Origin of the sequence: Actinoplanes sandaracinus, assembly GCF_030009775.1 — a bacterium.
Lineage (GTDB): Bacteria > Actinomycetota > Actinomycetes > Mycobacteriales > Micromonosporaceae > Actinoplanes > Actinoplanes sandaracinus.
The window spans coordinates 231,457-244,850 of record NZ_JASCTH010000003.1 but is presented as its reverse complement, the minus strand read 5'-3'; the positions used below and the strand labels follow the sequence as shown (position 1 = coordinate 244,850).

11 protein-coding genes and 1 pseudogene are annotated in these 13,394 nt (G+C 70.7%); 3 read left to right on the top strand and 9 right to left on the bottom strand.

Annotated features, from left to right (window positions below):
* Window positions 1-384: 384 nt before the first annotated feature.
* From fabF to QLQ12_RS05870, 5 genes and pseudogenes are all read right to left on the bottom strand, one after another.
* Window positions 385-1,611, bottom strand: coding sequence for a beta-ketoacyl-ACP synthase II (gene fabF / locus QLQ12_RS05890; protein ID WP_282757632.1), 1,227 nt, complete (start codon window positions 1,609-1,611; stop codon window positions 385-387).
* Window position 1,612: 1 nt separating this feature from the next.
* Window positions 1,613-1,855: an acyl carrier protein gene (locus QLQ12_RS05885; protein ID WP_183226129.1), complete on the bottom strand. Its 243-nt coding sequence runs from the start codon at window positions 1,853-1,855 to the stop codon at window positions 1,613-1,615.
* Window positions 1,856-1,958: 103 nt separating this feature from the next.
* The gene (locus QLQ12_RS05880; protein WP_282757628.1) at window positions 1,959-2,909 is read right to left on the bottom strand and encodes a beta-ketoacyl-ACP synthase III; all 951 of its coding nucleotides are present in this window, start codon (window positions 2,907-2,909) and stop codon (window positions 1,959-1,961) included.
* Window positions 2,910-2,911: 2 nt separating this feature from the next.
* Window positions 2,912-3,835, bottom strand: a pseudogene (locus QLQ12_RS05875) (ACP S-malonyltransferase); the annotation flags it as partial.
* Between the two features lie 158 nt (window positions 3,836-3,993).
* Window positions 3,994-5,187, bottom strand: coding sequence for a PucR family transcriptional regulator (locus QLQ12_RS05870; protein ID WP_282757895.1), 1,194 nt, complete (start codon window positions 5,185-5,187; stop codon window positions 3,994-3,996).
* Window positions 5,188-5,471: 284 nt separating this feature from the next.
* Here QLQ12_RS05870 and QLQ12_RS05865 point away from each other — a divergent pair, with 284 nt between their 5' ends.
* A complete protein-coding gene (locus QLQ12_RS05865) occupies window positions 5,472-5,696 on the top strand; it encodes a hypothetical protein (protein WP_282757625.1) in 225 nt (74 codons plus the stop codon).
* Window positions 5,697-5,939: 243 nt separating this feature from the next.
* Window positions 5,940-6,572, top strand: coding sequence for a TetR/AcrR family transcriptional regulator (locus QLQ12_RS05860; RefSeq protein ID WP_282757623.1), 633 nt, complete (start codon window positions 5,940-5,942; stop codon window positions 6,570-6,572).
* Here the strand turns inward: QLQ12_RS05860 and QLQ12_RS05855 are convergent.
* The 3 genes from QLQ12_RS05855 to QLQ12_RS05845 form a co-directional block, all read right to left on the bottom strand.
* The gene (locus QLQ12_RS05855; RefSeq protein WP_282757621.1) at window positions 6,520-7,131 is read right to left on the bottom strand and encodes a hypothetical protein; all 612 of its coding nucleotides are present in this window, start codon (window positions 7,129-7,131) and stop codon (window positions 6,520-6,522) included. The two genes, QLQ12_RS05860 and QLQ12_RS05855, sit on opposite strands and share 53 nt — an antisense overlap.
* Before the next feature lie 341 nt (window positions 7,132-7,472).
* Window positions 7,473-8,879, bottom strand: coding sequence for a glutamate--tRNA ligase (gene gltX, locus QLQ12_RS05850; RefSeq protein WP_282757619.1), 1,407 nt, complete (start codon window positions 8,877-8,879; stop codon window positions 7,473-7,475).
* 117 nt (window positions 8,880-8,996) lie between these two features.
* Window positions 8,997-9,986, bottom strand: a complete 990-nt coding sequence (locus QLQ12_RS05845; protein WP_282757617.1) for a winged helix DNA-binding domain-containing protein — start codon at window positions 9,984-9,986, stop codon at window positions 8,997-8,999.
* A 61-nt stretch (window positions 9,987-10,047) separates the two neighbouring features.
* Here QLQ12_RS05845 and QLQ12_RS05840 point away from each other — a divergent pair, with 61 nt between their 5' ends.
* Window positions 10,048-10,581, top strand: a complete 534-nt coding sequence (locus QLQ12_RS05840) for a dihydrofolate reductase family protein (RefSeq protein ID WP_282757616.1) — start codon at window positions 10,048-10,050, stop codon at window positions 10,579-10,581.
* 42 nt (window positions 10,582-10,623) lie between these two features.
* Here the strand turns inward: QLQ12_RS05840 and aceE are convergent, their stop codons facing one another.
* The gene (gene aceE / locus QLQ12_RS05835) at window positions 10,624-13,362 is read right to left on the bottom strand and encodes a pyruvate dehydrogenase (acetyl-transferring), homodimeric type (protein ID WP_328518260.1); all 2,739 of its coding nucleotides are present in this window, start codon (window positions 13,360-13,362) and stop codon (window positions 10,624-10,626) included.
* Window positions 13,363-13,394 lie beyond the last annotated feature (32 nt).

The window sequence follows — 13,394 nt, the reverse complement described above, 5'->3', positions numbered from 1 at the left end:
TCTTGAGGCGGCTGGACAGCGCCTTTGGGCTACGGCTGGGTGGGCTGAGCGGGCCCGGCCGTAGCGGGGACGCGTATCGAGGCCGCGGAGGCATGTCTGGGCTACGGCTGGCGGGATTGACCACCAGCGGATCGGCCGGCCGGAGGCGGATCGCCCGGGAGCGGTGCCCGGGAGTGCGTGGCCGGGAGTGGGCAGCGGCCCGGCGGGTGCGCTGCGGCCCGGACCGGCCGCCGCCTGGCGTGGTAGGCCCGGGACGCCGCTGGTGCGGTGGGGTGCGGCGAGGCGCGTACCACCGAAAGGGGTTGATCGGGCCGGAAAGCCGGCGGAGCCGCTCCTCGGGGTCGGGGTGACGCCCGGGGAACGGCTCGCGGGTCGGGCAGGTGGTCAGGCGCGGGTGAAGACCAGCGCCACGTTGTGGCCGCCGAAGCCGAACGAGTTGTTCATCGCCGCCTGGATGTCGGCGGTCCGCGCCTTGTGGGCAGCCACCTCCAGGTCGAGGCGATCGTCCGGGTCGTCGAGGTTGATGGTGGGGGGGATGATGCCGTCCCGGAGGGCCAGGATGGCCGCGATCGACTCGAGCGCGCCGGCGGCGCCGAGCAGGTGGCCGGTCATCGACTTGGTCGACGTCAGGATCGGGTGATCACCGACGGCGGTCCGGATGCCCATGATCTCGCCCATGTCGCCGACCGGGGTCGAGGTGGCGTGGGCGTTCACGTGGTGGATGTCGGTGCCGGTCAGGCCAGCGTCCTCGATCGCCATCCGCATGGCACGGATGCCGCCGCGGCACTCCGGGTCGGGCTGGACGATGTCGTATCCGTCCGACGTGATGCCCGCGCCGGCGAGACGTGCGTAGATCCGGGCGCCACGGGCGGCCGCGTGGTCGGCCCGCTCCAGGATCAGCGCGCCGGCGCCCTCGCCGAGGACGAAACCGTCTCGGCCCTTGTCCCACGGGCGGGAGGCGCGTTCCGGGTCGTCGTTGCGGGTCGACATGGCCCGCATCGAGGCGAAACCGGCGACCGGCAGGGGGTGGATGACGGCCTCGGTGCTGCCGGCCACCACCACGTCGGCACGGCCCAGGCGGATCAGGTCGAGACCGAGCGCGACCGCTTCTGCGCCGGTGGCGCAGGCGCTGGCCATCGCCCGGACGCCGGCCCTGGCGCCGAGTTCCAGGCCGATGTAGGCGGCCGGGCCGTTCGGCATGAGCATCGGCACGGTGTGCGGGCTGACCCGCCGCGGCCCGTGCTTCTCCAGGATGTCGTCCTGGTCGAGCAGGGTGATCGCACCGCCTATGCCGCTGCCGAAGCTGACCGCGAGGCGTTCGGCGTCCAGACCGGTGCCGGCGAGCCCGGCGTCGGCCCAGGCCTCTTTGGCCGCGATCAAGGCCATCGCCTCGGAACGGTCCATCCGGCGTAGTTTGACCCGCTCGATCACCTCGGAGGGTTCGACGGCGAGTTGTGCGGCGATCCGCACCGGGAGGGAACCAGCCCACTCCTGGGTGAGCGGACCCACCCCGGAGCGGCCGGCGAGCAATGCGTCCCAGGTGGACGCGACGTCCCCGCCCAGCGGGGTCGTCGCGCCGAGCCCGGTGACGACGACGTCCACGGTGCTCATGTCAGTGGTTCGCCTCGATGTAGCTGACGGCGTCGCCGACGGTCTTGAGGTTCTGCACCTCGTTGTCGGGGATCTTGACGCCGAACTTCTCCTCGGCGGCCACCACGACCTCGACCATGGACAGCGAGTCGACGTCCAGGTCGTCGGTGAAGGACTTCTCCTCGGCGACGTCGTCCGGGTTCACCCCGGCGACCTCCTCGAGGATCTCGGCGAGGCCGGAGGTGATCTCTGTGCGAGTTGCCATTGTGGGAATCTTTCCTCTCGATGGTGCGGATTGAGGCTTGCTCAGGAGCTTGGTCTCCACCGTCCTGAACATGTCTCACTGTCGGCGGCTCGGACGGCGCTGCTCAGGGGCAGCGGACGACCTGGCCGGCGTAGGTGAGGCCGCCGCCGAAGCCGAACAGCAGCACCGGGGCCCCGGAGGGCACCTCGCGGCGCTCGATCAGCTTGGACAGGGCCAGCGGGACGCTCGCCGCGGACGTGTTGCCCGACTCGACGAGGTCCTTGGCGACGATCGCGTCCGGGTTCAGGCCGATCCGCTTGACGATGCCGTCGATGATCCGGGTGTTGGCCTGGTGCGGGACGAAGGCGGCCAGCTCCGACGGCTCGACGCCGGCACGCTTGCAGACCTCGATCGCGAACGGGGCGAGCTCGGTCGTCGCCCAGCGGAAGACCACCTGGCCCACCTGCTTGATGTACGGCTGCCAGCCCTCGATCTTCAGCGCGTCGCCCTTGTCGGGGGCGGAGCCCCAGAGCACCGGGCCGACCCCGGGTCGCTCGCCGTCCGGGACCGCGCTGAGCACGGCCGCGCCCGCACCGTCGCCGAAGAGCACGGCGGTGGTGCGGTCGGTCCAGTCGGTGATGTCGGAGAGCTTCTCCGAGCCGATCACCAGGGCGTGGCGGGAGGCGCCGGCGCGGATCGCGTGGTCGGCGCTGGCGAGCGCGTAGGAGAAGCCGGAGCAGGCGGTGTTCAGGTCGTACGCCCCCGGGGCGACGATGCCGAGGCGCGCCGCGACACGGGTCGCCACGTTCGGGCAGCGGTCGATCGCCGAGCAGGTGGCGACGACGACCAGGTCGATGTCGGCCGCGCTGAGCCCCGACGCGGCGAGCGCCTTCTCGGCCGCGAAGGTGGCCATGTCGGCGACCGACTCGCCGTCGGCGACCCGCCGCTCAGCGATGCCGACGCGGTCCCGGACCCAGGCGTCGTTGGTGTCCAGCGTGCTGGCCAGGTCATCGTTGGTGACCACCCGCGACGGCTGGTAATGGCCCATCGCGACGATGCGGGAACCCGCGGTCATCGTGCTTCTCCTTGGATGCGGGCGATCAGATCGCGGGCTGCGGGAAGGTCGTCCGGGGTGTTCAGCGTGACGATCTGGGGAGCGCTGTCACCCTTGAGCTCGCGCTTGATCAGGCCCGCGAGGCTGCCGGCCGGCGGCAGCTCGATGACACCGGTGACGCCGAGCTCCTTGAGGGCCAGCATGCACAGGTCCCACCGGACCGGGGCGGTGACCTGGCGGACCAGGCGCGCGACCATCTCCGCGCCGCTCGGCACTGCGGTTCCGTCCGCGTTCGACAGCAGGGTGCGGGCTGGGTCGCGCGGGGTCATCCCGTCCGCGACGGCGGCCAGCGCGGTCTTGGCGGGAGACATGTACGGCGTGTGGAAGGCCCCGGCCACCGGCAGCGAGATCACCCGGACACGGGCCGGGGGAGCGGCGGTGAACTCGGCCAGCGCCGCCAAAGCGCCGGCGGCGACGATCTGGCCGGCGCCGTTGCGGTTGGCGGCGTAGAGGCCGTGTTTCTCGATCGTGGCGACCACCTCGTCCGGGTCGCCGCCGAGCACGGCGCTCATGCCGGTCGGCTCGAGGGCGCAGGCGGCGGCCATCTCCCGGCCGCGGACCCCGGCGAGGGTGATCGCGGCGCCGGGCGTCAGCACTCCGGCGAGGGCGGCGGCGCTCAGCTCTCCGACGCTGTGCCCGGCGACCACGGCGACCTGCTCCATTGGCAGTTGTTCGCCGGCCAGCAGGGCGGCGGCGACCAGCAGCGGTTGGGTCCGGGCGGTGTCCTTGATCTCCTCGGCGTCGGCCTGGGTGCCGAGGTGCAGCAGGTCGATCCCGGCGAGGGCGGACCACTCGGTCAGGCGGTCCCCGGCGCCGGGGAGGGCGAGCCAGGGGGTCAGGAAGCCGGGCTTCTGGGAACCCTGGCCGGGCGAGAGTACGGCGAGCACGTCTCGACTCTTCCGGATCAGACGCCTTTGCGGGGTAGCCAGGCGCGACCAAACCCTACGATCAGCGTTGTAGGAATCCTACAAAACGGGGGTGATATTGGGTAACTTGCATCCCCTTTGCACCTCCCGTCACCGTGTCTGATGGTGAGAGATCCCGGTCACGTCGCCGGGTCCAGGCGGCCGATCGTGAGCGCCATTCGCAACGCCAGAGCGTCCCGGCCGTCCAGCGGGGACAGCGAGGTCACCTCCGCGACCCGGCGCAGACGGTAACGGACCGTGTTCGGATGCACGTAGAGCTCCCGGGCCGCGCTCTCCAGCACGCCCCCGGAGGCGAAGAAGGCGTCCAGGGTCTCCAGCAGCCCGCTGCCGGCCCGGGTCAGCGCCCCGAACACGTCATGCCGGAGCTTGCGCCGCGCGTCCATGTCGCCGGAGAGCACCCGCTCCGGCAGCAGGTCGTCGGCGGCCACCGGGGAGGGCGCCCCGGGCCAGGCCGGTGCGGCCCGGAACCCGGCCAGCGCGGCCCGCGCCGACTCGGTCGCCTGGTCGAGCGAGGGCACCGCCGGGCCCACCACCACCGGGCCCTCGCCGAAACCGCCGCTGAGCGCGGCCGCCGCGGCGACCGGCTCCACCGCGCCGCCGATGACGACCACCAGGCGGTCGCCGTGCACGCCGGCGATCACCTCCAGCCGGGCCCGGCGGGCGGCCCGGTAGACGGCGTGCAGGACCGCGGCGATGTCGCCGCCGGGGGACCGGCCCACCGCCACCGCGACCGGAGGTGCGTCCGCCCAGCCCAGGGCGGCCGCCCGGCTGGCCAGGACATCCGACGAGTCGCCCCGCAGCAGGGCGTCGACCAGCAGGGCCTGGAGGCGGGCGTCCCACGCGCCACGGGACTCGGCGGCCCGCGCGTAGACCCGCGCCGCGGAGAACGCGATCTCCCGGGAGAACCGCAGGATCGCCTGGATCAGCGCCTCCTGCTCGCCGGGCTCGGCGAAGCCGGGGACCTCGGTCTCGGCGACGTCGATCGTCACCTTGATCAACTGCACGGTGTGGGTCAGCGTGATGACCCGGGCCAGTGTCCGCGGGGCGGCGGCGAACACCTCGTCGGAGATCTCGGTGCTGGCGGCGACCGTGCCGCCGGAGCGCAGCCACTCGACCAGCGACCGGACGCCGGCCTGTGCGACGAGCATCACCCAGGAACGCTGGTCGGCCGGGAGGGCCCGGAACCACGGCAGCGTTTCGTCCATACGGGCGACGGCCGCGCTTGCCAGGGCGCCGGCGTGCCGTTCGATCCGGCGCAGGGTGCCCGGCGCCAGCGGTCTGGCGGGGGTCTCCGGCCGGCCGGCGGCCTCGATGGGCCCGGCGTCAGTGTCTGCCACGCGCTCAGAGTGTCACGCCGGTGCCGGGGTCCGGCGTCCGGATGAGATGCGGCCGAAGCGAGGACAGCGTGCGTTTTAGGAGCTTTTATGACATTTGACTGGCGTAGCGGTGCGCCTCTCCCGCGATTTCAGTCGGTGACCTGGCAAGGTGTCGGACTAGTGCGGTCCGGGCGTGGAGTTAACACCGGGCGTCGCGGTGCCGATGAAAGAGCGGTGCCGGGAGAAACGCCGGCGCCGACGGCCCGGATCAAGGAGGCGAGATGATGGAACGGGACGACGCGTTCGCGTGCTCCGACAGGGATCCCGCCCTTGACGACCTACCGGCGGCGCTGCCGGCCGACGAGGAACTGACCGTGGACGCGGGCACCGGGCGGGTCGGGTGCCGTACCGAACTGCGTGGATGGGCCGGCGCCCATCTGCACGGCGCGGTCCGTCCACGCCGCCGCGCCGCCGGGCGAGGCCGCCCTCCGGGCCGCTGGTGCTGAGCTTGCTGGCCTTCGCTGTCGCTCGGCGGCAGTGCGCCCTTCGGGCTGACGTCGAGGGCGCCGAAATCGACCACGGCTTCGCCTAGCCGATTTCGGAGCCCTCGACGTCAGCGGGCGCACTGCGTTCGGGTCGGGCTTCGGGCTTTGGGCTTCGGGCGAAATCCTTCCTCGTACGGGTGAGTGCGGTCACCGCTCGGGCGCGTTTCACGGCCTGGCGGGGGGCGGGCTGGTCAGGTAGGCGTGGTGGACGACAAGAGACGGCAGATTCTCGATCAGGCGCTCGCCCTCGTTGACGAGCGCGGCCTGGCGGCGATGTCGATGCGGGCCGTGGCGGAGCGGGTCGGGCTCACCTCGATGGCGCTGTACCCGTACGTCGGGGGGAAGGACGCCCTGCTCGACGGTCTCGTCGACCTGCTGCACCTGGAGCTCGGCACCTCGGTCGGCGACGATCCGGCGGATCTCGACTGGCGGCACCGGCTGTGCGCGCTCGGCCGGGCCGTCCGCTCTCTGGCCCGTGCGCACCCCAGCGCCTTCCCGCTGCTGCTGAACCGCTCGGCGGCCGGCCCGGCGGCCTCCTGGCTCGCCGCGGCCTTGCAGGGCATCCTGGCCGACGCCGGGGTGCCGTCGCCCGACGTGCCCCGCACGGCGCGGCTGATCTGTGCCTTCCTGCTCGGTTACACCACCGGTGAGGTGACCGGCGGGCTCCCCGGGTCGTCTCCGGAAATGCTGGAGGGCGCCGCCGAGTTCGACGCCGACCTGGAGGATCTGGTCCGCATGGTCGAGAACTCGGCAGCGCCCCGGAGCGCGCACGGTGACGAAGGTGTCAGATCCGGCGGCGGATCAGGAACGCCATCCCGGCCAGCCCGGTCAGGATGATCAGCAGAACCGCGCCGTTGAGCAGGAAGAGCCGACGGAACTCGGAGAACGCCGCCGTCATCTCCTCCAGCGGGTTGACCTCGGCCGTGGCCAGGTCGGTGCCGACGCCGCCACCGATGCCGCCGTTGACCGCGTCGAGCTTGGCCTCCAGCGGAGCGCCGCCGAGCCGCAGCGACTCGGACATGGAGAGCCGGCCGTAGAACCAGCCCTCACTCGCCTTGCCGGAGGGCTGCTTGGCCGGCCGGTGCGCCCGCGGGCCACCGTTGGCCAGCGGGTAGAGGTTGTAGACCTGGTGCGGCGCGTCCTTGATCAGCACGGTGACCGTGAACTGCGGGCCGAGTTCCTCCGACTTCGGCGCCGACGTCGATGACGTCGCCGAAGCGAGCCAGCTCACCTCGCTGTGCAGCATCTGGAAGAGTCTCGGCCGTTCCTGTTGCCGGACCACGAGGGCCTCGGTGATGTTGTTGCCGCTGATCTGCAACGCGTCCGGCTCGGCTTTCGGCGCGGCCTGTGCCGCGCCCGGCGCCATGCCGAACGTCATCGCCAGCGCGACGGCCATCGCCGTACCCGCCGAAATCAGTCTTGTGATCGTTGTCCCCCGCACCATCCGACCTCCCCGCCCGTGGATGGACCCACTCCAACCCGCTGCTCGTGCCGGCGGTGGAAACCGGGCACGACCCAGGCCTCCAGCCTTCCCGGACACCGCCCCGCGCGCATCTTGACGCGGGGTGAATTGGAGCCATGTGGGGATGGCCGCGGAGACGGTACGGCCGTTGATCAGCGGCCGAATAGTACCCAGTCCCCGCAATCTATGGGGTCGGTGGTCACTCTGGTGACGGAGAGCATCACCGCATTCGACGACCGGCTATGGCGTGCCGGCCGTCGAATGCGGTAGAAGCCTCAGAGGCGTGCGCGAGCTGCGGAAATGCGAGCGAGAGTGCGCTCCCGGCCGAGCAGTTCGATCGACTCGAAGAGTGGGAGGCCGATCGTGCGGCCGGTCACCGCGACGCGTACCGGCGCCTGAGTCTTGCCCAATTTGAGACCTCGGGCCTCGCCGACCTGCTCCAGCGCGGCCTTCAGCGCGTCGGCCGACCAGTCAGCGAGGGCGCCGAAGGCAGCCGCGGTGTCGTCGAGGATCTCCGCCGCGCCCTCCTTCATGGCCTTCGCCCAGGACGCCTCGTCCCGCACCGGCTCGTCGAGGAAGAGGAAGTCGACGTTCTCCACGATCTCGGAGAGCACCGCGATCCGGGTCTGGGCCAGCGGGGCGATGGTGAGGAAGAGCTCGATGTCGAACTTCGCGGGGTCCCAGGGCGGGGCCGGGATGGTGTCGGTACCGCTCAGCCACGGCGCGCAGACCTGGGTGAACTCGCTCGGGCTGAGCGCCCGGATGTACTCGCCGTTGAACGCCCGCAGTTTCTTGACGTCGAAGAAGGCGGGGGCGTGGCTCACGTCGGAGATCCGGTACTCCTCCTCGACGACCGACCACGGGACGATCTCGCGGTCGCCGGTGGGCGACCAGCCGAGCAGCATCAGATAGTTGCGCATGGCGGCGGCGAGATAGCCCTCGTCCCGGTACGACTCGAGGGAGACCTTGTCGCGGCGCTTGGACAGTTTCTGCCGCTTCTCGTTGACGATGACCGGCACGTGGCCCCAGACCGGCGGGGTCGCGCCCAGCGCCTCCCACAGCAGCTGCTGCTTGGGGGTGTTGGGCAGGTGCTCCTCGGCGCGGAACACGTGGTTGATGCCCATGCTCATGTCGTCGACCACGTTGGCCAGCAGGAACACCGCCGAGCCGTCACTGCGGGCGATGACGAAGTCCTCGAGCAGCTTGTTCTCGAAGGTGGGCTTGCCGCGGACCAGGTCCTCGACCACGGTCTCGCCCTCGTCGGGCGTGCGGAAGCGGAGCGCGCGGCCCTCGCCCGGGCCCAGCGCCCGGTCGCGGCAGAAGCCGTCGTAGCCGGTGTGCTTGTTGGCGGAGCGGGCCACCACGTCGTCACGGGTGCAGTCGCAGTAGTAGGCCTTGCCCTCGCCGTAGAGGCGGGTCGCGGCGGCCGTGTGGTCGGCGGCGTAGGAGGACTGGAAGTAGGGGCCCTCGTACGTCCCGCGCTCGATGCCGATCCAGTCGAGCGCCGAGATGATGCCATCGGTCCACTCGGGCTTGTTGCGGGCCGCGTCGGTGTCCTCGATCCGGAGCACGAAGACACCGTCGTGCTGCCGGGCGTAGATCCAGTTCTGCAACGCGGTGCGGGCGCCGCCGATGTGAAACATGCCTGTGGGTGAGGGTGCGAAACGTACGCGAACAGTCACGGCTCCAGGGTACCGACCAGTCGGCTCAGACGGTGAAGCGCCCGACCAGGCCGGTCAGCCGCCGCGCGGTGGCGGTGTCACACCCGCCCGTCGCACGGGGGTGACACCGCCACCGGCTCACGGGAGCTCCGCGTCGCCCACAGCCCGTCTCACCCAGGTCGGCAGCTCCCGGAACGGGGTGATCACCGGGCCCGGCTCCCAGGTCCCCTCGATCCGCCCGTTCACCAGCAACACCGGCGAGATCCATCCCTGCGCCCGGGACACCGCGGCCTTCGGGCCGCTGCTGACGCTCTCCAACTGCCGCAGAACCCCGATGGTGTACGGGTCGAACGCCGGCAACAACCGCACGGTGTCCTCGTCCACCGGCTCCGGGCGCACCTCGTCGAGCCGGCCGGACTCCCGCAGCCGCGCGAACGACTTCTTCGCCAGCGGCGGCCGCAGGTCGAACCACCGGGCGAACTCCTCCGGCTCGGCCGGCCCGTACGCCCCCAGATAGTCGAGGGCGAGCCGGTCGATCGCCGCCTCCGTCTCCACCGGCTCCCGCTCGCCGAGCCAGGCCCGCGGCGCCACGAAGGTGACGTTGCGCCCACGCGGCGGCCCGGAGCAGAGCAGCCCGCGGAAGGCGAGCGGCTTGAGGATCGCCCCGAATCCGTGGGTGAGCGGCCCGCGGAGATCCTCGTGCCCGGTGGCCTTGATGATCGCCTCGGCGAGTTCCTCCCGGGTGAGCGGTTCCCCCGCGAGCACGTCGGGTACCGCATCGATGATGCTGGTCATCTGTTCGGCCGTGACGCCGTGGTGCCTGAGCCAGGAGCCCTTGGTCTCCCGGTTCCGGGTGCTCATCGCGGCCACCCAGACCGGCAGGTCCTCGGCCGGGAGCAGGTGCAGCGTGCCGCGGGCGGCCCAGGTCCGGACCAGGGTGCGGTCCTGCCACAGCGCTTTCTCCAGATCGGGGTGCCCGGTGCGCAACCCGGCCGACGCCTGTGCGGAGGATGCCACCTGGGCGTGCAGGCCGAGAAGGCGGCGAGCCACCGCGACCACGTCGGCGCCCCGCTCGTTGCCGAGGAAATGGCGCCGTACCCGCCATCGTAGAACGTCGTCGAGAATCACTCGGCAGACGTTACCGGCCGGGTTTTCCAGTTCGTTGGTCCGAGCAACCGAGGTGATGACGATGGGCAAGATCATGGCAGTGGAGTACGTGACCCTGGACGGCGTCTTCGAGGAGCCGGTCTGGAGTGGGCCGTACTTCAACGAGGAACTCGGCGCCTGGCAGGCCGCGAACCTCCGGGAGGCCGACGCCCTGCTGCTGGGCCGCAAGACCTATGAGGGTTTCAAGGCGGCCTGGCCGCAGATGGAGGCTGAGACCGGGGAGTTCGGCGCGAAGATGAACGGGATGCCCAAGCACGTCGCCACCACCACGCTCACCGAACCCGAGTGGAACGCCACCTTCCTTCAGGGCGAGGTGGCCGGCGCGGTGGCGAAGCTCAAGACCGAGCCCGGCAATCTGCTGATCAACGGGAGCGCCTCGCTGGTCAACGAGCTCACCAGGCACAACCTGATCGACGAGTACCGGATCATGATCTACCCGGTGGTGGCGGGTGAGGGCCGCAAGCTGTGGGAGCCGGGCACGAAGATCGCCCTGACCCACGCCGGCAGCTGGAAGTCGGCCACCGGCGTCGAGGTCATCAATTACGTCCCGGCCTGAGCCTTCTTCCGGGAGGGGCTCGGCGCCCCTCCCGGAAGGCTCTTACGAGTCGCCGCCGGTCTCGCCCACCGGCGCGGCGTTGACGTCGTCGATCGCGTACTTCTTGGCGGCCTCGGCCGGCACGTGCGCCGGGATCAGGCCGCGCAGCGCCAGCTCACGCAGCGTCGCCACGGTGACCGACTCGCCGTCCACGTGGAAGTGGCGGCGCAGCGCGTGCCGGGTGTCGCTCATGCCGAAGCCGTCGGTGCCCAGCGAGGTGTAGCCGTTCGGCACCCACCGGCTGATCAGGTCGGGCACCGCCCGCATCCAGTCGCTGACCGCGACCGACGGGCCCTCGCTCGCCTCCAGCTTCTGCTGGATGTACGGCTTGCGCGGGGCGTCGCTCGGGTGGAGCAGGTTGTGCTCCTCCGCCTCGATCGCGTCCCGGCGCAGCTCGGTCCAGGAGGTCACCGACCAGACGTCGGCGCTGACCCCCCAGTCCTGGGCGAGCAGCTCCTGCGCCTTGAGCGCCCACCGCATGCCGGTGCCGGAGGCGAGGATCTGCGCCTTCGGGCCGTCCTTGCGCGGGCTCTCACTGAACCGGTAGATGCCCTTGAGCAGACCCTCGGTGTCGAGGTTCGCCGGCTCGGCGGGCTGAATGGCCGGCTCGTTGTAGATGGTGAGGTAGTAGAAGACATTCTCCTGCTTCTCGCCGTACATGCGGTGCAGGCCGTGCTCCATGATGTGCGCGATCTCGAACCCGAACGCCGGGTCGTACGCCACCACGGCCGGGTTCGTCGCCGCGATCAGCAGCGAGTGCCCGTCCTCGTGCTGGAGGCCCTCACCGTTGAGCGTGGTCCGCCCGGCGGTCGCGCCGAGCAGGAAGCCGCGGGTCATCTGGTCGGCGGCCGCCCACAGCTCGTCGGCGGTCCGCTGGAAGCCGAACATCGAGTAGAAGATGTACAGCGGGATCATCGGCTCGTCGTGCGTGGCGTACGACGTGCCGGCCGCGATGAAGCTCGCCGTCGAACCCGCCTCGTTGATGCCCTCGTGCAGGATCTGGCCGTTCGTCGCCTCCTTGTAGGACAGGAAGAGTTCCCGGTCCACGGAGGTGTAGGTCTGGCCGTGCGGCGAGTAGATCTTCTTGGTCGGGAAGAGCGAGTCCATGCCGAAGGTGCGGGCCTCGTCCGGGATGATCGGCACCCAGCGGGCCCCGAAATCCTTGTCCCTCATGAGGTCCTTGAGCAGGCGGACGAACGCCATCGTGGTGGCGACCTTCTGCTTGCCGCTGCCGCCCTTGATCCCGCTGAACGCCTTCGAGTCCGGGATCGCCAGCGACTTGTGCTTGGTCCGCCGGCTGGGGATCGAGCCGCCCAGGTCACGGCGCCGCTCCAGCATGTACTGGTGCTCGTCGGACTTCTCGCCGGGATGGAAGTACGGCGGGAGGTACGGGTTCTCCTCGAGCTGCTTGTCGCTGATGTCGAGGTAGAGCCGGTCCCGGAAGCCCTTGAGGTCGTCCAGGGTCAGCTTCTTCATCTGGTGCGTGGCGTTGCGGGCCTCGAAGTGCGACCCCAGCGTCCAGCCCTTGACGGTCTTGGCCAGGATCACGGTCGGCTGGCCGGTGTGCTCGGTCGCCGCCTTGTAGGCCGCGTAGAGCTTGCGGTAGTCGTGCCCGCCGCGCTTGAGGTTCCAGATGTCGTCGTCGGACATCGGGTCGACCAGCTTGCGGGTGCGCGGGTCGCGGCCGAAGAAGTGCTCGCGCACATACGCCCCGGACTCGCCCTTGTAGGTCTGGTAGTCGCCGTCCGGCGTCACGTTCATCAGGTTGACGAGCGCGCCGTCGGTGTCGGCGGCCAGCAGCGGGTCCCACTCACGGCCCCAGACGACCTTGATGACGTTCCACCCGGCGCCGCGGAAGAAGGACTCCAGCTCCTGGATGACCTTGCCGTTGCCGCGCACCGGGCCGTCGAGGCGCTGCAGGTTGCAGTTGACCACGAAGGTGAGGTTGTCGAGCTCCTCGCGGGCGGCCAGGCCGATCGCGCCGAGCGACTCGACCTCGTCCATCTCGCCGTCGCCGAGGAACGCCCAGACGTTCTGCTGACTGGTGTCCTTGATGCCGCGATTGTGCAGGTACCGGTTGTACCGCGCCTGGTAGATCGCGTTCAGCGGACCGAGGCCCATGCTGACGGTCGGGAACTCCCAGAAGTTCGGCATGAGACGCGGGTGCGGGTACGACGGGAGGCCGCCACCCGGGTGCGACAGCTCCTGGCGGAAGCCGTCGAGCTGGTGGGTGCTGAGGCGGCCCTCCAGGTAGGCGCGGGCATACATGCCGGGGGAGGCGTGACCCTGGAAGAAGATGTGGTCGCCGCCGCCCGGGTGGTCCTTGCCCCGGAAGAAGTGGTTCATGCCGACCTCGTAGAGGCTGGCACTCGACGCGTACGTCGAGATGTGGCCGCCGACGCCGATCTGCGGCCGCTGCGCGCGGTGCACCAGCATCGCGGCGTTCCACCGGATGTAGGCACGGATCCGCCGCTCGACGAACTCGTCACCCGGGAACCAGGGCTCGCGCTCCGGCGGGATGGTGTTGATGTAGTCGGTGGACGTCAGTGGCGGAACGCCGACCTGTCGCTCCCTGGCCCGCTCCAACAGGCGCAACATCACATAACGGGCTCTCTTGGCGCCGCGTTCGTCGATGACTCCGTTGAGCGACTCGACCCACTCGTTCGTTTCCTCGGGGTCGATGTCGGGAAGCTGGCTCGGCAGGCCATCGCTGATCACCGGGCGCTTGCGCTCCGTGGCCACAGGCAGTCCTCTTGGTGTGAGTGTCGGACGTC